17 protein-coding genes and 1 pseudogene are annotated in these 18,006 nt (G+C 61.1%); 10 read left to right on the top strand and 8 right to left on the bottom strand.

Annotated features, from left to right (window positions below; all coding sequences use genetic code 11):
- Positions 1 to 70: 70 nt before the first annotated feature.
- The 5 genes from KUL25_RS07860 to KUL25_RS07840 all read right to left on the bottom strand — a co-directional run bounded on the left by KUL25_RS07860 (position 71) and on the right by KUL25_RS07840 (position 6,320).
- The gene (locus KUL25_RS07860; RefSeq protein ID WP_257892444.1) at positions 71 to 2,485 is read right to left on the bottom strand and encodes a GcvT family protein; all 2,415 of its coding nucleotides are present in this window, start codon (positions 2,483 to 2,485) and stop codon (positions 71 to 73) included.
- Positions 2,486 to 2,581: 96 nt separating this feature from the next.
- Positions 2,582 to 3,574, bottom strand: a complete 993-nt coding sequence (locus tag KUL25_RS07855) for a 5-oxoprolinase subunit C family protein (protein WP_257892443.1) — start codon at positions 3,572 to 3,574, stop codon at positions 2,582 to 2,584.
- On the bottom strand, positions 3,571 to 4,245 hold the full coding sequence (locus KUL25_RS07850) for a 5-oxoprolinase subunit B family protein (RefSeq protein WP_257892442.1): 675 nt from the start codon (positions 4,243 to 4,245) through the stop codon (positions 3,571 to 3,573). The genes KUL25_RS07855 and KUL25_RS07850 overlap by 4 nt, the downstream gene beginning before the upstream one ends.
- Complete coding sequence (locus KUL25_RS07845) at positions 4,242 to 5,009, bottom strand: LamB/YcsF family protein (RefSeq protein WP_257892441.1); 768 nt, start codon at positions 5,007 to 5,009, stop codon at positions 4,242 to 4,244. Before KUL25_RS07845 ends, KUL25_RS07850 begins: the two co-directional genes overlap by 4 nt.
- Before the next feature lie 63 nt (positions 5,010 to 5,072).
- Positions 5,073 to 6,320: a urate hydroxylase PuuD gene (locus KUL25_RS07840; RefSeq protein WP_257892440.1), complete on the bottom strand. Its 1,248-nt coding sequence runs from the start codon at positions 6,318 to 6,320 to the stop codon at positions 5,073 to 5,075.
- Between the two features lie 101 nt (positions 6,321 to 6,421).
- Here KUL25_RS07840 and KUL25_RS07835 point away from each other — a divergent pair, with 101 nt between their 5' ends.
- On the top strand, positions 6,422 to 7,324 hold the full coding sequence (locus KUL25_RS07835) for a LysR family transcriptional regulator (RefSeq protein WP_257892439.1): 903 nt from the start codon (positions 6,422 to 6,424) through the stop codon (positions 7,322 to 7,324).
- Between the two features lie 5 nt (positions 7,325 to 7,329).
- On the opposite strand, the gene uraH is transcribed toward KUL25_RS07835, so the two are convergent.
- The gene (uraH, locus tag KUL25_RS07830; protein ID WP_257892438.1) at positions 7,330 to 7,686 is read right to left on the bottom strand and encodes a hydroxyisourate hydrolase; all 357 of its coding nucleotides are present in this window, start codon (positions 7,684 to 7,686) and stop codon (positions 7,330 to 7,332) included.
- Between the two features lie 144 nt (positions 7,687 to 7,830).
- On the opposite strand from uraH, the gene puuE reads away from it, so the two are divergent.
- The 5 genes from puuE (at position 7,831) to KUL25_RS07805 (ending at position 12,824) form a co-directional block, all read left to right on the top strand.
- Positions 7,831 to 9,243: an allantoinase PuuE gene (gene puuE, locus KUL25_RS07825; RefSeq protein WP_257892437.1), complete on the top strand. Its 1,413-nt coding sequence runs from the start codon at positions 7,831 to 7,833 to the stop codon at positions 9,241 to 9,243.
- Positions 9,240 to 10,064: a bifunctional allantoicase/(S)-ureidoglycine aminohydrolase gene (locus tag KUL25_RS07820; protein WP_257892436.1), complete on the top strand. Its 825-nt coding sequence runs from the start codon at positions 9,240 to 9,242 to the stop codon at positions 10,062 to 10,064. Before puuE ends, KUL25_RS07820 begins: the two co-directional genes overlap by 4 nt.
- Entirely contained in the window at positions 10,061 to 10,534 is a 474-nt protein-coding gene (locus KUL25_RS07815) for an ureidoglycolate lyase (RefSeq protein ID WP_257892435.1), read from the top strand. Before KUL25_RS07820 ends, KUL25_RS07815 begins: the two co-directional genes overlap by 4 nt.
- Before the next feature lie 31 nt (positions 10,535 to 10,565).
- Positions 10,566 to 11,999, top strand: a complete 1,434-nt coding sequence (locus KUL25_RS07810) for a uracil-xanthine permease family protein (RefSeq protein WP_257892434.1) — start codon at positions 10,566 to 10,568, stop codon at positions 11,997 to 11,999.
- A 69-nt stretch (positions 12,000 to 12,068) separates the two neighbouring features.
- Complete coding sequence (locus KUL25_RS07805) at positions 12,069 to 12,824, top strand: sulfite exporter TauE/SafE family protein (RefSeq protein ID WP_068355234.1); 756 nt, start codon at positions 12,069 to 12,071, stop codon at positions 12,822 to 12,824.
- A 255-nt stretch (positions 12,825 to 13,079) separates the two neighbouring features.
- Here KUL25_RS07805 and KUL25_RS07800 read toward each other — a convergent pair whose 3' ends face one another.
- Both KUL25_RS07800 and KUL25_RS21905 read right to left on the bottom strand, forming a co-directional pair.
- A complete protein-coding gene (locus tag KUL25_RS07800; RefSeq protein WP_257892433.1) occupies positions 13,080 to 13,202 on the bottom strand; it encodes a transposase in 123 nt (40 codons plus the stop codon).
- A 10-nt stretch (positions 13,203 to 13,212) separates the two neighbouring features.
- A pseudogene (locus KUL25_RS21905) lies at positions 13,213 to 13,323 on the bottom strand (IS3 family transposase); the annotation flags it as partial.
- 215 nt (positions 13,324 to 13,538) lie between these two features.
- Here KUL25_RS21905 and KUL25_RS07795 point away from each other — a divergent pair.
- The 4 genes from KUL25_RS07795 to KUL25_RS07780 all read left to right on the top strand — a co-directional run bounded on the left by KUL25_RS07795 (position 13,539) and on the right by KUL25_RS07780 (position 17,784).
- Positions 13,539 to 14,387, top strand: coding sequence for a CPBP family intramembrane glutamic endopeptidase (locus KUL25_RS07795; RefSeq protein ID WP_257892432.1), 849 nt, complete (start codon positions 13,539 to 13,541; stop codon positions 14,385 to 14,387).
- Positions 14,384 to 15,559 (top strand): serine hydrolase domain-containing protein, encoded by a 1,176-nt coding sequence (locus KUL25_RS07790; RefSeq protein WP_257892431.1) that lies wholly within the window; start codon positions 14,384 to 14,386, stop codon positions 15,557 to 15,559. The genes KUL25_RS07795 and KUL25_RS07790 overlap by 4 nt, the downstream gene beginning before the upstream one ends.
- A 96-nt stretch (positions 15,560 to 15,655) precedes the next feature.
- The gene (locus KUL25_RS07785; RefSeq protein ID WP_257892430.1) at positions 15,656 to 17,056 is read left to right on the top strand and encodes an amidohydrolase family protein; all 1,401 of its coding nucleotides are present in this window, start codon (positions 15,656 to 15,658) and stop codon (positions 17,054 to 17,056) included.
- Positions 17,057 to 17,271: 215 nt separating this feature from the next.
- A complete protein-coding gene (locus KUL25_RS07780) occupies positions 17,272 to 17,784 on the top strand; it encodes an alpha/beta fold hydrolase (protein WP_257892429.1) in 513 nt (170 codons plus the stop codon).
- Positions 17,785 to 18,006: the final 222 nt, after the last annotated feature.

The raw sequence follows: 18,006 nt of genomic DNA, 5'->3' as shown, positions 1-18,006 counted from the left end.
CTGGTTGTTTTCGCGGATTATAGCGGGACTTTGGGGGGCGCGTCACGGGGTTACTGAGATTTGCGTTAACCTATTGAGGACCGCGCAGGCGCTGGCCATTTGGGTCAAAGGGGGGCTCTGCCAGGACGCGGGCCGTGTGGGGACGACCGAGGATCGCGACGTGAACTTCATCCCCCGGTTTCGCGCTGCCTGATTTGAGATAAGCGAGTGCCAAAGACTGGTTAACGCTGTATCCGTAGGCACCAGATGACACCTGCCCAATCGGCGTGCCGTCTGGCAAGAACACGGGTTCAGCGCCCGAGGCATCAGCGGTTGTAGCGTCGATGGAAAGCAGCACCATATCTTCACGTGGTGCATGAGCTTCAATTTTTAACCAACTGTCTTTGTTCAAGAAATCTTTGTCTCTCTTTATCAGCCCTGCAAGGCCGGATTCATGCGGCCAGTACTCTGGTGAGTAGTCGCGGCCCCAGGACCCATAGCCCTTCTCAAGGCGCAGAGACATTAACGCGCGGCTGCCGACGGGCCCCGCGTCAAACTCACGGCCGGCGTCCAGAAGGGCGGTGTAGAGGGAGATCTGATCAGCCTCGGCGCAGTGCAACTCCCACCCCAGATCACCGGTGAACGAGACGCGGATCGCGACGCAGTCGACACCCGCAACGGTGATCTGTGCCGAACGGAAGAACGGAAACGCCTCATTTGATAGGTCTGCATTTGTTAACCTGGCCAGCAGGTTACGCGACTGTGGACCCGCAACGTTGAAGCCACAGGTGGCTTCGGTGAGGCTTTCGAAGGTCGTGCCGTCGGGCAGCGGCACTTGGCGGAAAAAACGCAGGTGATAGCGCTCTGCGGCCCCCCCGCCGAGGATCCAAAAGTCGTCTTCCGCCAGTTTGGTGACGGTAAAGTCGCCCGCGACCCCGCCACGTTTTCCGATGAGCGGTGTCAGGCAAGAGCGGCCAACAGCGCGTGGCATGTGATTGGCAAAAAGCGCGTTCAACCAAGCCTCTGCTCCGGGGCCTGCGACACGGTATTTGGCGAAGTTCGATATATCGATGATCCCCGCATTCTCGCGCAACATGCGGGCTTCACGGCCCACGACATCCCACCACGGTTGCCGTGCATAACCCGCGCTGTCTTCCACATTTTTATCAAAGAAAGCAGGGTGTTCCCAGCCGTAGTTCAAGCCGAATTTGGCCCCCATTCCGGCCTGCATGTCATAGACCGGGCGATTGCGGACAGGGCGCCCGGCGTCGCGCTCTTCACCGGGGAAGTGGATCTTGAAGCGATGCGCATATTGGTCATGCACGCGCGCCTTGGTGAAGTCTTTGCCCGCCCAGTGCCCATAGCGCGCAAGGTCCCAGCCGAACAGGTCCAGCGAAGGTTCCCCCTCCACCATCCATTCCGCTGCAAGGCGACCCAATCCCCCGTTCTGAGAGAAGCCCGGAATGATACCACAACAGCAGAAATACCCGGTCAGCTCCGGCACGGGGCCGAACAACGCGCTGCTATCGGGTGACCAGATCATCGGACCGTTGATGACCCGCTTGATGCCGGCCCGACCCACGACCGGAACACGGTCGATCGCGCGCATCATGTTTGGCTCGATCCGCTCCAGGTCATCGGCAAAAAGCTCGTGTCCGAAACCCTGGGGCGTGCCGTCCTCGGCCCAGAAGCGCATGTCTTTCTCATAGGCGCCGACCAGAAGGCCTTGGCCTTCCTGGCGCAGGTAATACTCACCATCACGGTCCGCGACGGAGGGCAGGCGGCGGTCCATTGCGGCGATTTCCGTAATGGTTTCAGTGACAAAGTACTGGTGCTCGGTCGGGATGAGCGGCAGCTCAATCCCCGCCATTGCCGCCACCTCGCGGGCCCAAAGACCCGCTGCGTTGATCACCCATGGCGTGCGGATATCGCCCTTCGCGGTGCGTACAATCCAGGTTCCGTCGGGCTGGGGGTCCGTGCCGGTCACGGGGCAAAACCGGATGATCTCGGCGCCCCGTTGCCGCGCGCCAAGGGCGTAGGCGTTTGTCACGCCCGAGGGATCGACGTTGCCACCGTCGGGCTCGTACATGATGCACCGGATGCCGTCATAGTCCACCAAAGGGTGCAAACGCTCGGCCTCATCGCGGCTGACCTCGTGGAAATTCATCCCGTAGCGGCGCGCTTTTGCCTCTTGCAGGCGCAGCTGATGTTCGCGGTCTTCCGTCTGCGCAAGATAGAGGGAGCCGGGCTGAAATACGCCACAGGATTGGCCGGTTTCTTCCTCTAACTCTTTGTAAAGGTTCATTGTATAATGCTGGAGGCGAGAGATATTGGTGCTGTCGTGAAGCCCGTGAATATTGGCCGCCGCATGCCAGGTGGAGCCGCTGGTCAGTTCATCACGCTCTAGCAGGACCACATCGCTCCAACCCGCCTTCGCAAGGTGGTACAGGATAGAGCATCCGACGACGCCGCCACCGATCACGACGGCCTGTGCATGAGTTTTCATCGGTTTCTCCCCTTCTGTTGGTGTCTTCAACTTGGGCGGAGGGTCGATGCGATTCTGGCCCAGAGGCGACAGGCGGGGGCCTGTTTTCACCGGAGGTCAGTCGCTGGTCACACCGCTGATCAAATTGGACTGCGACAGTAGGTGTTCCAGCGTCGCGCGCGGCGCTGAAAGTGCGGCGAGGGCTGCCGCGCGCCCATCGTGGTCACGGCGCGTGAGGGCTACGGCCTCGGCTGCGGTGACGGCGCGAAACCGGAACGTGTCACCCGCGCGCAATTGCGCGAGGCGGTCGGTATCGGAGGAAAGTAAGGTCGCGATCTTTGGATAGCCGCCAGTGGTCTGGTGGTCCGCCAGCAGCACGACCGGCACCCCGTCGCCTGCGACCTGGATCGATCCGCGCAGGATCGGTTCGGAGGGGATCGAAAGGGCGTCGCCAAGGGACAGGGCGGGGCCGTCAAGCCGCACGCCCATGCGGTCGAAAGCGTCGGTCATGCGATAGGGCGAGGCGGTCAGCGTGTGTACTGCATCTGGTGCGAAGTGGTGGTCCTGCGGCCCGAGGATGACACAGATGTCGCTCACCGGGCGCGCGATGTCGGGGCAAGCGTAGGGGCCCTCACGGCCGGGTCTTACAGCGGCATCGTGGATTTCAATCGTGTCGCCAGCGCGCAAGGTGCCGCCCCCGAGGCCTGAAAGCGTATGGGTCGCGGAGGAGCCAAGCCATTGTTCAGTGGCGATACTTCCCGCAAACGCCAGATAACACCAACTGCCCCAGGTTCCCGCCCGCAGCGTCAGGCGATCGCCTTTCGCGACGGTCAAGGCCTGCCAACCGGGGGCCTGGGCGTTCAGGCTGAACGCGCCGCCTGCAACGGCGCAGGTGACAGCACCGTCCACACATTCCAACACCAAACCGCCGAGAGAGACCTCGATCGCCGTAGCGGCCGCTTGCCCCAGCATGGCGTGGGCCGCAGCAAATCCGAAGCGATCCATGGGGCCCGAGGCGGGCACGCCGAAGCGCATCTGGTTCGTGCGCCCCGCGTCCTGCAGCGACACCAAAGGCCCTGCGAAACTGACCTTGAAGCGCGCGGTACTCATGTCTGCAACCACTCTGGCAGATCGGCGCGGGGGATGCGGGTGAAGGTGACGGTGTCGCCGACGTCGAAAAGGAAACGGCTTCCAGAGATGACCTCGGCGGGGGAACGGCCGATGATGTTCCATCCCGTAGGCATGGTTAACGGCGTTAAGATCGATTGTGCGCCCGCGATCAGGATCGAGCCTTTGGGCACATCGCGCAACGCCGTTTTCTTGCGTGGCACGTGGATCTCGGGCGGCAAGCCTGACAGGTAGGCATAGCCCGGCGCGAAGCCATACATCGAGACGCGCAGGCGGGCGCTTGCATGGGCCGCGATCACCTGCTCGGGCGGCAGCCCTGTTGCCTCGGCGGTGGCCAGAAGGTCAGGGCACAGTTCCGCATCGTAACACACTGGGATGATATGAGTCGTGGTATCCGAGGCCGTGATGTCGGGCAGCGGAAAGAGCGCGCGCACGGCGGCCTCGACGCTCGCGTGATCGGTGATTAGCGGATCGAAGTGAACCAGCAGGTTCACCAGTGCGGGAATGCATTCCTTAACACCGTTGACCTCGGCTGCGGCAAGGGCGTGGTCGAGCGCGATCACATGGGTATTTGCCGCCTCATCCGCGACGTCCGACAGCGTCACAAGAAGACCGGTGTCGCCCACGGGTTTGAAGGAGGGCACATCCGTCATAGGGCGAGGAACCGTTTTATTTCAAAACCTTTCCCTTCCAGTCGGGCCCGAATCTTTGCGGCCATCGCGACCGCGCCGGGGCTGTCGCCGTGGACGCAGATGGAGTCGGCCTGCAAGGCAATCGGCGCGCCGTCGATGACCGGCATATGGCCCGTCTCCAGCAGTTCCAACAACCGATCCGCCGCAAATTCCGCGTCGTGGATCATTGCGCCGTCCTGCCCGCGCGGGACAAGCTGGCCAGAAGACAAATAGCCACGATCTGCGAAGACCTCGGAAAAGACGGGCTGCCGTGCGGCGCGGGCGGCCTGCTCGGTCTGGGTGCCGGAAATGGCGAGGATCGGCAGCGCGGGGTCGATCAATCGGACCGCGCCGATTAGCGCATCGGCGACACTGCGATCGCGCGCCGAGAGGTTCGCCAAAGCGCCATGGGCCTTCACATATCCCACCTTCGTGCCCGCCAGTGCCGCCACCCCTTGCAACGCGCCGATTTGGGCCGCGACCAGGCGCATGATCTCCGCAGGCGCCATCGGGATCACCCGGCGACCAAAGCCCTCGCGATCATTGTAGCCGGGATGCGCGCCGACCACGACGCCATTTTCGCGCGCCGCCAAAAGGGTTTCGAACATCGTTTCCGGATCGCTCGCATGGCCGCCACAGGCGATGTTGGCGCTGGTCACGATCTGCAACATCGCTGCGTCGTCACCCATAGACCAAGGGCCGAAGCCCTCGCCGAGATCGGAATTCAGGTCGATTGAACGGGCCATGGGGGTGTCCTTCGCGCTTGCCTGTCCCCTGTCTAGTCGACCCGCGTACAAGGTGCGAGGGGGTTAGTCGAGCGCTGCCACATCGCGGTCCAGCGACTGGTACCAGCGCACGATCTGCGCGCGCTCTTCAACCGTCATGCCGGTGATGTTACCCGGCGGCATCGCGTGGCTGCGGCCCGCATGCAGGTAAATCATCCGCGCGTTCAGCGCGATCTGCGCGTCGTCATCCAGACGCAGCCCGCGCGGGGCCCACCGGACGCCTTCCCACACAGGATCGACGCCGTGGCACATGGAACAGCGGCCCATGACGATGTTGCGCACATCATCATAATGCTCGTTTGCCACCACGTACTGGACCGGTTCGGGCACGATGACCTCGGCCTCGAAATCATAATCCTGGTTCATCGGGATCGAGGACAGCCACATGATGATTACGAAGATCACGGCGGAGGCACCCCAGGTCCAATGGGGCTCACCTTTGCCCGCATGCATGGAGTTGAAGTAGTGCCGGATCAAAACCCCAAGAAGGAAGACCAGCGACGCGATGATCCAGGCGTACTCCGTCGCGAAGGCCAGCGGATAGTGATTGGACAGCATCAGGAAAATGACGGGCAATGTCAGGTAGTTGTTGTGGGTGGAGCGCAGCTTGGCGATCTTGCCGTATTTGGCATCGGGGGTGCGCCCCTCTTGCAGATCCTTCACGACGATGCGCTGGTTGGGCATGATGATGAGGAAGACATTCGCGGTCATGATCGTGGCGGTGAAGGCCCCCAGATGCAGCAGCGCGGCCCGGCCCGTGAAGACCTGATCATATCCCCAGGCCATGACGATGAGGATCACGAACAGCAGGCCCATCAGCGCCGTGGGGTGGTTGCCGAGGGGGCTTTTGCATAGGAAATCGTAGAGGACCCAGCCGATGGCCAGCGACCCAGCCGAGATCAGGATCGCCTGGAGGGTAGACAATTCGATCTTGTCATAGTCGATCAGGAACATCTCGGCGCCGCCCCAATAGACGATCGCCAGCAACGCGACGCCCGACAGCCACGTCCAGTAGCTTTGCCATTTGTGCCAGGTCAGATGCTCGGGCAGGCGGGCGGGGGCTACGTTGTATTTGACGGTATTGTAGAAGCCGCCACCGTGGACCTCCCATTCCTCGCCAGTGGCGCCCTCGGGCATGTCGGGGGAGGGGCGCAGCATCAAGTCGAGCGCGATGAAATAAAACGACGCGCCGATCCATGCCATGGCGGTGATGACATGCAGCCAGCGGACGGCGAAGGCGGCCCAATCAGTGAAAACGGCAAGATCATACATGGCTTTGGTCCCCTTTGGGGTGAAGGTATACGCAGGTGGGGTTCTCTGATAATTCCTGATTATCCCGAGCAGCTTCAAATTTTTTCTGATAATGGGGCGAGATGACCAACATCAACAACATCCGAATGTTCACGCGCGTCTTCGAGTTGGAGAACATGTCCGCGGCCGCGCGCGACTTGCAGGTGAGTGCCGCCGTGGCGTCCTCGCGGATTGGAGAGTTGGAGAAATCTCTTGGTATTCGCCTTTTCACCCGCACCACACGGTCCATCCAGCCGACCGAGCAGGGGCGCATTTTCTACCCCAAGGCCTTGAAGGTGTTGGAGGCTTTGGATGAGGCCGAGGCCGCCGTCCATGAGATTACGCTGAACCCGCGCGGATCGATCTTCGTCTCGGCCCCCCTGGGGATCGGGCGGCGCTACATCGCGCCTTTCGTGGCGCTGTTCCGCGAGAAATACCCCGAGGTCCATACCCGCCTGCGCCTGTCGGATCGCGCGCTGGACCTGACCGGCGAGGGGTTGGATGTGGCGTTCGTCATCGGCAATCCGCCCGATTCCGGCCTGATGATGAAGCCCGTCGCGACCTTGCCGCGGGTACTCTGCGCCGCGCCGGAGTACATCGCGCGGCGTGGCGCGCCGGTCGATGCCGCCGATCTGATCAACAAGAAACATGATTGCCTGTTGCTGCGGTTCCCCGGCTCGACAGAGTTTCGATGGTCTCTCTACACATCCGACGGCTTCCAGCGCTTCGATGTGACGGGGCCCTTTGCTTGCGACGATGGTGATGTGCTGACGAACTGGGCGCTGGATGGGCGCGGGATCGTCAACAAACCTCGGTTCGAAGTGCAAGAGCATCTTGATAATGGGGCGCTTGTACAGGTTTGCCCGCAGTCACCGCCACCGAACGCACAGTTGGCGTTGCTCTATCCGCACAAGAAAAACCAGGATCCGAAGTCCCGGTTCTTCATGGACTTCATGTCCGAGAAACTGCGCGCAGCACTTGGTTAACGCCGTTAACTGCCGCGGTAGGTCGAGTAGCTGAACGGGCTCAGCAGCAGGGGCACGTGATAGTGGGCCTCCGCATCGGACATGCCGAAACGGATCGGGATTTCATCCAGAAACAGCGGATCGTCCCCCGCCTGACCCGAGGCGCGCAGGTAGTCGCCCGCACAAAACACCAACTCAAAGGTGCCGGTCTTGAAGGTGTCGGTAGGCAGGATTGGCGTATCGGTGCGGCCGTCGTCGTTGGTCACGGCCTCTGCAATCTTGCGGTGCGAATTGCCTGAAACGGCGTAGAGCATGATCTTCAGGCCCGCTGCCGGGCAACCGCGTGCCGTGTCGAGGACGTGGGTGGTTAAATAGCCAGACATGGGTGCCTCCGTTCTGGGTCACATCTTGTCTGCGGCAAGTGCCTTTCCATTGGAACGGCCGCCTCCGCTGAAACACTTTCAAGAATTTCTTGAAAGACCAAATCTTAATCCCGGTTTATGCGAAGATAGCGACAGGAGGCTGCCTTGGACAGATATTGCCGTGATATGATTGGATACGGCGCGACGCCGCCTCAGGTCAATTGGCCTGATGGTGCGAAGATCGCGGTCCAATTTGTCGTGAATTATGAAGAGGGTGGCGAGAACAATATCCTTCACGGCGATGCCGCGTCCGAGGCGTTCTTGTCCGAGATCGTGGGGGCCGCCGCCTGGCCGGGCCAGCGCCATTGGAACATGGAATCGATCTACGAATACGGCGCGCGCGCCGGATTTTGGCGGCTTCACCGCATGTTCACCGCCGTAGATATGCCCGTCACGGTCTATGGTGTAGCGACCGCCTTGGCGCGTGCGCCCGAGCAAGTCGCCGCCATGCAGGACGCGGGGTGGGAGATCGCCAGCCACGGGCTGAAGTGGATCGAATACAAGGACGCCACGCCAGATGTCGAGCGCGCGGACATCCAGGCCGCGAAAGCGCTGCACTTCGAAGTAACGGGCGAAGCGCCGCGCGGGTGGTACACGGGCCGGTGTTCCGAAAATACCATGCGCCTGATCGCGGAAGACGAAAGTTTCGACTACATATCAGATGATTACGCCGACGATTTGCCCTACTGGACGCATGCCGGCAAGCAGTTGGTAATCCCCTACACGCTTGACGCGAACGATATGCGCTTTGCCACGCCCCAGGGGTTCAACACCGGGCAGCACTTCTTCGAATACCTCAAGGATGCCTTCGACACGCTTTATGCCGAGGGGCAGGCGGGTGCGCCGAAGATGATGAGTGTGGGGCTGCATTGTCGCCTGATCGGGCGGCCAGGCCGGGCGGCGGCGTTACAGCGGTTCATCGATTATGTCGCCTCCCACGACGAAGTGTGGGTGCCCCGTCGCATTGATATTGCACGGCATTGGGCGGCCCATCATCCCTATGTGGCGCCAGCGTTGAGCCCGTCGCAAATGACCCGCGCGGATTTCGTGCAGGCCTTTGGGGGCGTCTTCGAGCATTCGCCCTGGATCGCAGAACGTGCCCACGGGCTGGAGCTTGGCCCCGCCCACGATAGCGCCGTCGGCGTCCACTCCGCTTTGGCGCGGATCTTCCGCAGGGCCAGTGAGGCCGAGCGCCTTGGCGTCTTGACGGCGCACCCGGATCTGGCGGGAAAGCTGGCGCAGGCCAAGCGGCTGACGGCGGAATCGACGTCGGAACAGGCGGGCGCGGGGCTGGATCAGTTGACCGATGCCGAACGCGCCGCCTTCACCGACCTCAACGAACGCTACGTGGCGCGGTTCGGGTTTCCCTTCATCATTGCCGTGCGCGACCACGATAAGGCGTCAATTCTTAACGCCTTTAACGAACGTCTCGACAACAGCCGTGACGCGGAATTTGCGCAGGCCTGCACCCAGGTCGAACGCATCGCACTGCACCGCCTGAAGGACATGTTCCAATGAGTGACCGCAGCTACTTTTCGCCCCAGGGCGGCCACCCGCCCCAATCCCAAGTGATGACAGATCGCGCGGTGTTCACGGATGCCTACGCCGTGATCCCACGGGGCACGATGATGGATATCGTTACCTCGTCCTTCCCGTTCTGGGACGCCACGCGCGCCTGGATTCTCGCCCGTCCGATGACAGGCTTTGCTGAGACATTCTCACAATACATCATGGAGGTCGGCCCCGGGGGCGGCAGTGACACGCCAGAGCCTGATGACCGTGTGCAAGGGGTGATCTTCGTCACCGAAGGCACGATCGAGATCACCTTGGGCGGAAAGTCCCACACGCTGATTGAGGGGGGCTACGCCTACCTTCCCGCCGGATTGCGCTGGTCATTGCGCAACCATGCAGACGGGCCCGCGCGCTTCCACTGGATCCGCAAACGCTATAACGCGGTAGAGGGGCTGGACTGGCCCAAGCCGCTGTTCCTCAATGAGGCCGACATCGCGCCCACGGTCATGCCGGACACGAATGGCGCCTGGGCCACGACGCGCTTTGTCGATCCCACCGATCTGCGCCACGACATGCATGTCACCATCGTCACGTTCGAGCCCGGCGGCTGCATTCCCTTCGCGGAAACCCATGTGATGGAGCACGGGCTTTATGTGCTGGAGGGCAAGGCCGTCTACCGCCTCAACACCGATTGGGTCGAGGTCGAAGAGGGCGATTTCATGTGGCTGCGCGCGTTCTGCCCGCAGGCTTGCTACGCGGGCGGGCCGGGGCGGTTCCGCTACCTGCTCTACAAGGACGTGAACCGCCATCCGGGGATGGACCTGTGATCGCCGTCCCGATCACGCCCGAGGCCTTTGCGCCATTCGGGCAGGTGATCGCTTTAAAGGGCAAATTCGTCACCATCAACGACGGCATGTGCCAGCGCTTCGGCGATCTGGCGGACATCGACATTGTCGACGGCAAACCGGGTCTGAGCCTGTTCCAGTCCAAGCTGCGTGCGCTACCCTACACCTGCCACCTGCTGGAGCGGCACCCGCTTGGCTCTCAGTGCTTCATCCCCATGTCCGACGCGGCCCTGTTGGTCATTGTGGCCCCTGATGAGGGGGGGCACCCCGGCCAGCCGGAAGTTTTCGTGGCGCGCAACGATGTGGCCGTGAACATCGCGCGCAACACCTGGCACGGGGTGCTGGCGCCCATCGAAGGCTCAGGGCTGTTCGCGGTGATCGATCGGATCGGGGCGGGCAACAATCTTGAAGAACACCGGCTGGAACAGCCGCTAACGATAACAAAAAACTGAAAAAAACAGTCAACCAGAGAGGGACAAAACCATGGCTGACACCGCAATAGGGACACCGGAGCAACTTCGCGATCCGGACTACACACCGGCGCTTCACCGCGCCATTCCATTGGGCATCCAGCACGTGCTGGCGATGTTCGTCTCCAACGTCACCCCGGCGATCATCATCGCGGGAGCGGCGGGCTTCGGCTTCGGCTCGGATGCTGGCGCCAATGGCTTTCCCGACATGACCTATCTGATCCAGATGTCGATGCTGTTCGCAGGCATCGCTACGCTGTTCCAGACCATCGGTCTGGGCCCCGTGGGCGCGCGTCTGCCCATCGTTCAGGGCACAAGCTTTGCTTTCATCCCGATCATGATCCCACTCGTCGCGGGGCAGGGGGTCGAGGCGCTGCCCGCGCTTTTCGGCGGTGTCCTGATCGGCGGTCTGTTCCATGCACTGCTGGGAACATTCATCGGCAAGGTCCGCTTTGCCCTGCCGCCGCTGGTCACGGGCCTTGTGGTCACGATGATCGGTCTGGCGCTGGTCAAGGTAGGTATTCAGTACGCGGCAGGCGGTGTTCCGGCGATCAACTCGCCTGAATATGGCAGCCTGCTCAACTGGTCCGCCGCGCTGGTCGTTGTCTTCGTGACACTTGGCCTGAAGTTCTTCGCACGCGGCATGTTGTCGGTGTCGGCGGTCGTGATCGGCATCCTCGTGGGCTACGTCTACGCGCTGGCGATGGGCATGGTCACGATCGAAGGGATCGGGACAAGCTGGTCGCGCGCGGCGCCCTTCGCGCTGCCCGAATTCTTCCGCTACGGGTTTGAATTCTCGATTGCGGCGGTCGTGGGCTTCTGCCTGATGGCCTTCGTCTCGGCGGTTGAGACCGTGGGCGACGTGTCCGGCATCACCAAGGGCGGTGCCGGTCGTGAAGCGACTGACAAGGAGATCACCGGGGCCACCTACGCCGACGGTGTCGGCACCGCAATTGCGGGCATGTTCGGCGGCTTTCCCAACACCAGCTTCTCGCAGAACGTGGGCCTGATCGCCATGACCGGCGTGATGAGCCGCCACGTCGTGACCATCGGCGCGATCTTCCTGATCGTCTGCGGCCTTGTGCCCAAGGTCGGTGCGGTGATCCGCACCATCCCGATCGAGGTTTTGGGCGGTGGTGTCATCGTGATGTTCGGCATGGTCGTGGCCGCCGGTATTTCGATGCTGTCGGACGTGAATTGGAACCGCCGCAACATGGTGATCTTCGCGATTTCCCTGTCGGTGGGCCTGGGCCTGCAACTGGACCCGCAGGCGGTGCAGTACTTGCCCGACACAATCCGCATCCTCGCCACCTCGGGCCTTCTGCCTGCGGCGCTGATCGCCATCGTGCTGAACCTCGTGCTGCCGGAAGACTTGGCCGCAGAGGCGACCGAGGAAGTCTCGGGCGGGATGTCTGGTCACGGCGGGGGCAGCTTGCCGAAAGGCTGAAGCCCGGTCTTTTGTCAACAAGCAGCTCCGCCCTTTCGGCGGGGCTGTTTTGCGTTTAACCGAGGCGTCATGTTTGATTTTCTGATCCTTTGCGCCGCAGCCTTCGGGGCCGGCGTGCTGAACACCATCGCGGGCGGCGGCACCTTTTTGACCTTCCCGGCGCTCGTCGCCGTGGGTGTGCCACCCGTGGCTGCCAATGCGACCAGCGCCGTGGCCGTCTTCCCGGGCTATCTGGCGGGTGCCGTGGGCTTCCGGGCCGAACTGGCGGCTTTCGACCGCGCGCGTATCGCACGGTTGAGCGTCATCGCGCTGGCGGGCGCGGCCGTGGGGTCCGGCCTGCTTCTGGTGTCGTCAAACAAGGCGTTCTCGGCCGTCGTCCCGTTCCTGCTGTTGGCTTCCACTCTGGCCTTCCTTTACGGCGACAAGATCCGCGCCATCGCCGCCGCCCGCGCCCGCGCCGTGACGCCCGAGGGCGCGATGGGCCTTTTTGCGGTTTCGGTCTACGGCGGCTATTTCAACGGTGGCCTTGGCATCGTGCTGCTGGCGCTGTTCGCGCTTTGGGGGATGAGCGATATCCACCAGATGAATGGCCTGAAAAACGGGCTGAGCTTCGTGATCTCGTTGATCTCGGTCGGCATCTTCGCGGCGGCAGGCCTTGTGATCTGGCCCTACGCGGCGGCGATGATGGTGGCGGCCACCTTGGGCGGTTACGCGGGTGCGCCGCTTGCGCGACGCCTGCCCAAACCAGCTGTTCGCGCGCTGGTGGGCTTGATCGGCTTCGGGATGAGTGGTGTTTTTTTCTGGCGTCTGGTCTCTGGCAGTTGAGCCTGCTTAGGCTGCGGAAGAAAATGGTGAGTGGCTTGAGCCGCGACGTTCCTCCACCCTTTGGGGGAATGCGACAGTTGATTTTTGGCCTCATACGGCCTTGGTTTCCAATCTTGGTTTCAACGCAAGTTGCTGCGGCGCTAGATTGCCGAGGCATGAGTGGGGTCTTCCCCGGGTTTAGTTCTTCTTCCAAGAGCTGATCGTTCTGCGGGCTTCGTTCAGCGAGGAGAACAGGGTTTCGTTCAAAAGCGTCTCTCACAAGCGGCCGATGAAGGCCTCGATGACGGCGAACTGCATCGGCTTGCGCGGCGCGATATCGTGCCAATCGATCCGGCTTTCCTGGCGCTCTCTGAGGACAGCATTACCGATCACTTTCATCGAGCCGTTCAGGCACCAGCATTGGTCTGCGTATCCCCAAGGCTCGCTTGCGGCCGCCGCGCTTGCGTCCTTGCAGCCACTCCTCGCGGTAGAGGCGCAACAGTTTTTTGTTCACTTGCCAGCGGTCACACCTGACGTGGGCCCACTCTCGCTGACAGGTCAGTTTATATTCGGAAGCGTCATGGATTTGGGATTTTTGCTCAATTGCGTTGCACAAAGCCTGTCGAATGTGCCCGCCCGCGCACGTCCGAGTCTGCATTGATCAAAGTCAAATGTCTCAGGGGATGGAGAGCGTATCGAGGCACAATCAGTCACTGCATTCTGGAGGCTAAGACCATGACCGAAGTCGCAACTCCTACTGCCGGACATCCGAGGCGAGTCCCACCGCTGGCCATCGCCGCCTACTTCTTGATTACATTCGGCATCACGTGGACCCTTATCGGCGTCTACATCGTTTCCCCGGAATGGGCGTCGCAGGCATTTGGTGAGATCAGCGGGTCCCATCCGTTCTTTTTCGCGGCAACTTGGGCACCGGCCATATCCGCCTTCATCCTCGTTCTCTACTTCGGCGGGGTCGCGGGATTGAAAGCTTTCCTGTCGCGGTTGCTGATGTGGCGCTGTTCCACTGGGTGGGCGGCGTTCATATTTTTGGTCATCCCAATTGTCTACATGGCCGGTTCCTTACTGAAGAGCGGCCCATTGCTCGCACCAATCCCGCCGGAAAGCGTCGCGGCAATGGTCGCTGTCTTGTTCATGATGTTGTTTCTTGGGCCCATCGAAGAATTCGGTTGGCGGGGCGTTGCCCAACCGATCCTGCAACGTCATATGGCCCCGATCTGGGCGGGGGTCATCATCGGAACAATCTGGGGTATCTGGCACCTTCCGGCGTTCTTTCTGTCTGGAACCGTATTTGCAGAATGGAACTTCTTGCCATTCTTCGTGGGCAACATCACGCTTGCCGTCTTGGTGACACCGATCTTCAATCGTTCGGGCGGTGGTCTCCTCTGGCCGATGTTATTCCACTGGCAACTGATCAACCCATTCTGGCCTGATGCGCAACCCTATGACACATGGATTCTCGTTGTCGTGGCCGCTGTCGTCGTATGGTGTAACCGGAACACGATGTTCACTCGGGAGGATGCCGCAACCGAGGTCATTCCCGGCGAAACCGGACACGAGCGATGAGCCGGGTCAAGCTGACTTTCGCAAGCATCCTGGCCTTCACGGTGGCGTTGCCAACCTTGGTGACCGCCAACGCGGATGACCTTTCCGAGCAGGTGCGAAACCTGCTGTCTGCCTTCCACGAAACCTATGCGATCCCCGGAGCCACTGTCTCCTACGCCTTGCCTGATGGGAGTGTTGGGGATGCCGCGGTCGGGCTGGCGGATGCCGAGGCTGGTATAGCAGCGACACCAAATACCAGGATGCTCGCGGCAAGCGTCGGGAAAACGATTGTTGGCGCTTTGGTCCTCGCTCTGGAGAGCGACGGTGTGTTGAGCCGTTCGGACCTTGTTGCTGACTATTTGGGTGGCGAGGACTGGTTCGATGCGTTGCCCAATGCATCGACGGTCACGGTGGGGCATCTACTGACCCATAGCGCCGGTCTGCCCGACCATGTTCACCTGGAAGGGGTGGCTCAGCGTATGTTGGACGCTGGTGCCAATGGCGTTTTTGAGCCTGAGGATGCCATCACGTTCATTCTGGGGCGCGATCCCTTGTTTGAAGCCGGCCGGGGATGGTCCTACACCGATACAGGCCACCTGCTTCTGGGGCTCGTGATCGAGGCGGCATCCGAGGCGGATTTCTTTGACTTGGTGTCGGCGCGTTTCCTGGTTCCAATCGGTCTTGATGCGACGACCTCCTCGGTCACTCCGGCGCTTGCTGATCTGGCTGTCGGCTACACGATCGAAGACAACGTGTTCGGCTTGCCGATACGGACAAATGATGAGGGGGGGGCCTTACTCTGGAATCCGGCCATCGAATGGACTGGAGGAGGCTTCATCTCTACTTCACATGACCTGTCATACTGGGGTGATGCGCTGTTCACCGGCGAGGCGATTAACACTCCGCATCTGGAAAGGCTGCTTGATGCGGTGCCTGTTCACCCTGACGCCCCTGACATCCTCTATGGAAGCGGCGTTGCCATCTACGCCAATACGCCCCTCGGCCCGGTTTACGGCCACGGCGGTTGGGTGCCGGGTTACGTGACAAGCCTTCGGCACTGTGCCGACCATGGCATCACCATCGCGTTCCAGATCAACACCGATGCAGGGATTGTTGATGACAGCACCGATCTGGTCCCCGCGCTGGAAGCGGCGCTTGCGGACCTGCTGATTAGGGCGGTCACACAGGAATAATCACAACAGTGTCTTGGCCCGTGCGAACACGTTGTTGAGGGAAACCTCTCGAAGGGGAATATGATGAAAATTCAGTGTGTTTGCATTCTTGCATTGATGGCGACCTTGCCCTTCGGAAGTCAGGCAACTGCCCAGTCTATGGTCTTGCTGGAAGACGTTGCCATTGTCGATGTAGAGGCCGGAACAGTCACACCGGGTCAATCGGTCCTGATTGAAGACGGCATGATTTTGCAGGTCGGTGCGGATCTCACCATCCCGACGGGGCCGCTTGAAACGTTCGACAGCGACGCTGGCTATCTGATACCCGGCCTTTGGGACAGCCATGTTCATATCTTTTCGTCCCCAGCCGAGCCTGCGACCGCGCTGCCACTTTATCTGATCAATGGGGTGACCGGTATTCGAGACATGGGGGCGCTATGGCCCTTCGAAGACCAGCAAGCGCTTCAAACGCAGATCGAAGCGCGGGAAGTCTTGGGCCCAAGGATTGTTTTGTCTGGAGCCTGGGTGGATGGATCGCCGGGGTCTTGGCCCGGCATGTTCCTGGCAGACACACCGGGCCAGGCCGCAGAAGTCGTTGGTCAGATCGCGAGCGAAGGATGGGACGCTGTGAAAGCCTATTCCATGCTCAGCGAGCCAACATATCGGTCGCTTGCCGAGGCTGCCGCAGAGGCGGGCCTGCCTTTGGTTGGCCATATCCCCGAGCAAGTGACGCTTGCCACCGCGATCGAGGTTGGTCAGGCGGGGATGGAGCACTTCGGTCGTATTCCAATGGCCTGCTCCACGCGGGAAGCTGAGATGGTGGAGGCCCTAAGCGAGGCCATGGCACGCAACGCAGATTTGGATGAAGTCTTTGGTCTGATGGCGGATCGCAATGGCATCATTCTGTCGTCATGGGATGAGGCGCTGTGCGAATCTGTTCTCGCCGATATGGTAGATGCGGCCCTCCATGTCAGTCCGACGCTGGTGGTTGCAGATTTCTACATCGGAAACTGGCCTGCTCCGGATGCGCCTCGTATGCGGATGATCCCCGCCGAGGTGCGAGAGGCGTGGGGACGCCCCGACTTCCGGCTGGAGGCGGTTGCGGACGAAGTGCTCGAACTTGCCGAAGCAACAATTGCTTTGGATAGACAGACATTTGCGATGGCCCACGCCGCAGGGGTGCCGATCCTGGCTGCCAGCGACGCGTCTTTCGCCAACCCTTACCTGTTCCACGGGTTCTCGCTGCTGGATGAGTTGGACATCTACGTCGATGCCGGACTAACGCCGCAGGAGGCGCTCTATACCGCCACTGTCGCACCACCTCGCTTTTTCGGTTTGCCCGATCAGGACGGAACGATCACGCAGGGTCAGCGGGCCGACATGGTTCTATTGGAGGCCAACCCGCTTGCAGACCTGGCCACTCTTCGCCGTCCCATGGCAGTGGTCGCTAACGGACGGCTACTTGATCGCGTGACACTCGATGCAATGGAGGCAGACCTGATTGCACGGGGCGAATAGGGGCGGATGAAATGGCAGTGCGGACAAGAGGCAGAAAGCGTGTGATAGTCTTTGGTTTTCTGATCATCGTCGCGGCAATTCTGTTCGTCAGCTTTGCGGTCTTGGTAGTCCTCAGCCCGGGATAACCGCGACCTCTCACGGACCGCGAGGGCAATGGCATTCCCGGAAGCCTATCAGAAAGCACCACGGTCGAGATCGGTGGTGTTCGGCAGACCATGATCATTGAAAGCCATGACCCTTCGAACCCTGTCGTCCTCTGTCTCCATGGCGGACCGGGGATGCCTCAATTCTTCATGAATGACACTTATCCAACGGGTCTTGAGCGGGACTTCACGATGTTTTGGTGGGAGCAGCGTGGGGCTGGCATGTCCTATTCCCGGAACATCCCCGACGATAGCATGACACTCTCGCAAATGATTGCCGACACTATCGAGGTTGCCGACTACCTGAGGGAACGATTTGGGCAGGACCGTATCATTCTACTCGGCCATTCCTGGGGTAGCTTTCTCGGTATTCAGGTTGCAGAGGCCGCCCCCGACCGCTTCATCGCCTACGTCGGGATGGCACAGGTCTCCCATCAACTCAGGTCGGAGGTCTTAGCCCACGACCTCATGATGTCCGCCTATGAAGCCCTCGGAAATACGCGCATGGTCTCAGGGCTGGCAGCGGCGCCGGTGACCATGCAGGACGGTCTCTCGCCCGAATACATGCCGTGGCTACCCAGTTGACCATGATGCCTTTGGTCGTCTCCGGTGGAGTAATGGCATCTTGAAAGCCCTTGGGTCCGGGCGCTCCTTCCAGCGCAGTACCTATCTTTAGGCAGGCCTCGACGACTTTGCCCAAGTAGGCACCGTAGACGGCAAGTGCGAGTGCGAGGGTATAGAACAGGTAAGCAATTGTGATGCTCATGGCTTGCCTCCAACATAATGTGATTGGGGCTGTGAGTGGCA

The organism is Gymnodinialimonas phycosphaerae, assembly GCF_019195455.1.
Lineage (GTDB): Bacteria > Pseudomonadota > Alphaproteobacteria > Rhodobacterales > Rhodobacteraceae > Gymnodinialimonas > Gymnodinialimonas phycosphaerae.
This window is presented reverse-complemented; position numbering and strand designations above follow the sequence as displayed.

Coding starts and splice junctions, on each gene's coding strand:
- KUL25_RS07785 (WP_257892430.1), top strand. CDS start 15,656: ATGGCGACCTTGCCCTTCGGAAGTCAGGCAACTGCCCAGTCTATGGTC.
- KUL25_RS07845 (WP_257892441.1), bottom strand. CDS start 5,009: ATGGCCCGTTCAATCGACCTGAATTCCGATCTCGGCGAGGGCTTCGGC.
- KUL25_RS07800 (WP_257892433.1), bottom strand. CDS start 13,202: ATGAAAGTGATCGGTAATGCTGTCCTCAGAGAGCGCCAGGAAAGCCGG.
- KUL25_RS07810 (WP_257892434.1), top strand. CDS start 10,566: ATGGCTGACACCGCAATAGGGACACCGGAGCAACTTCGCGATCCGGAC.
- KUL25_RS07840 (WP_257892440.1), bottom strand. CDS start 6,320: ATGTATGATCTTGCCGTTTTCACTGATTGGGCCGCCTTCGCCGTCCGC.
- KUL25_RS07835 (WP_257892439.1), top strand. CDS start 6,422: ATGACCAACATCAACAACATCCGAATGTTCACGCGCGTCTTCGAGTTG.
- KUL25_RS07820 (WP_257892436.1), top strand. CDS start 9,240: ATGAGTGACCGCAGCTACTTTTCGCCCCAGGGCGGCCACCCGCCCCAA.
- KUL25_RS07855 (WP_257892443.1), bottom strand. CDS start 3,574: ATGAGTACCGCGCGCTTCAAGGTCAGTTTCGCAGGGCCTTTGGTGTCG.
- KUL25_RS07780 (WP_257892429.1), top strand. CDS start 17,272: ATGATCATTGAAAGCCATGACCCTTCGAACCCTGTCGTCCTCTGTCTC.
- uraH (WP_257892438.1), bottom strand. CDS start 7,686: ATGTCTGGCTATTTAACCACCCACGTCCTCGACACGGCACGCGGTTGC.
- KUL25_RS07790 (WP_257892431.1), top strand. CDS start 14,384: ATGAGCCGGGTCAAGCTGACTTTCGCAAGCATCCTGGCCTTCACGGTG.
- KUL25_RS07805 (WP_068355234.1), top strand. CDS start 12,069: ATGTTTGATTTTCTGATCCTTTGCGCCGCAGCCTTCGGGGCCGGCGTG.
- KUL25_RS07850 (WP_257892442.1), bottom strand. CDS start 4,245: ATGACGGATGTGCCCTCCTTCAAACCCGTGGGCGACACCGGTCTTCTT.
- KUL25_RS07795 (WP_257892432.1), top strand. CDS start 13,539: ATGACCGAAGTCGCAACTCCTACTGCCGGACATCCGAGGCGAGTCCCA.
- KUL25_RS07860 (WP_257892444.1), bottom strand. CDS start 2,485: ATGAAAACTCATGCACAGGCCGTCGTGATCGGTGGCGGCGTCGTCGGA.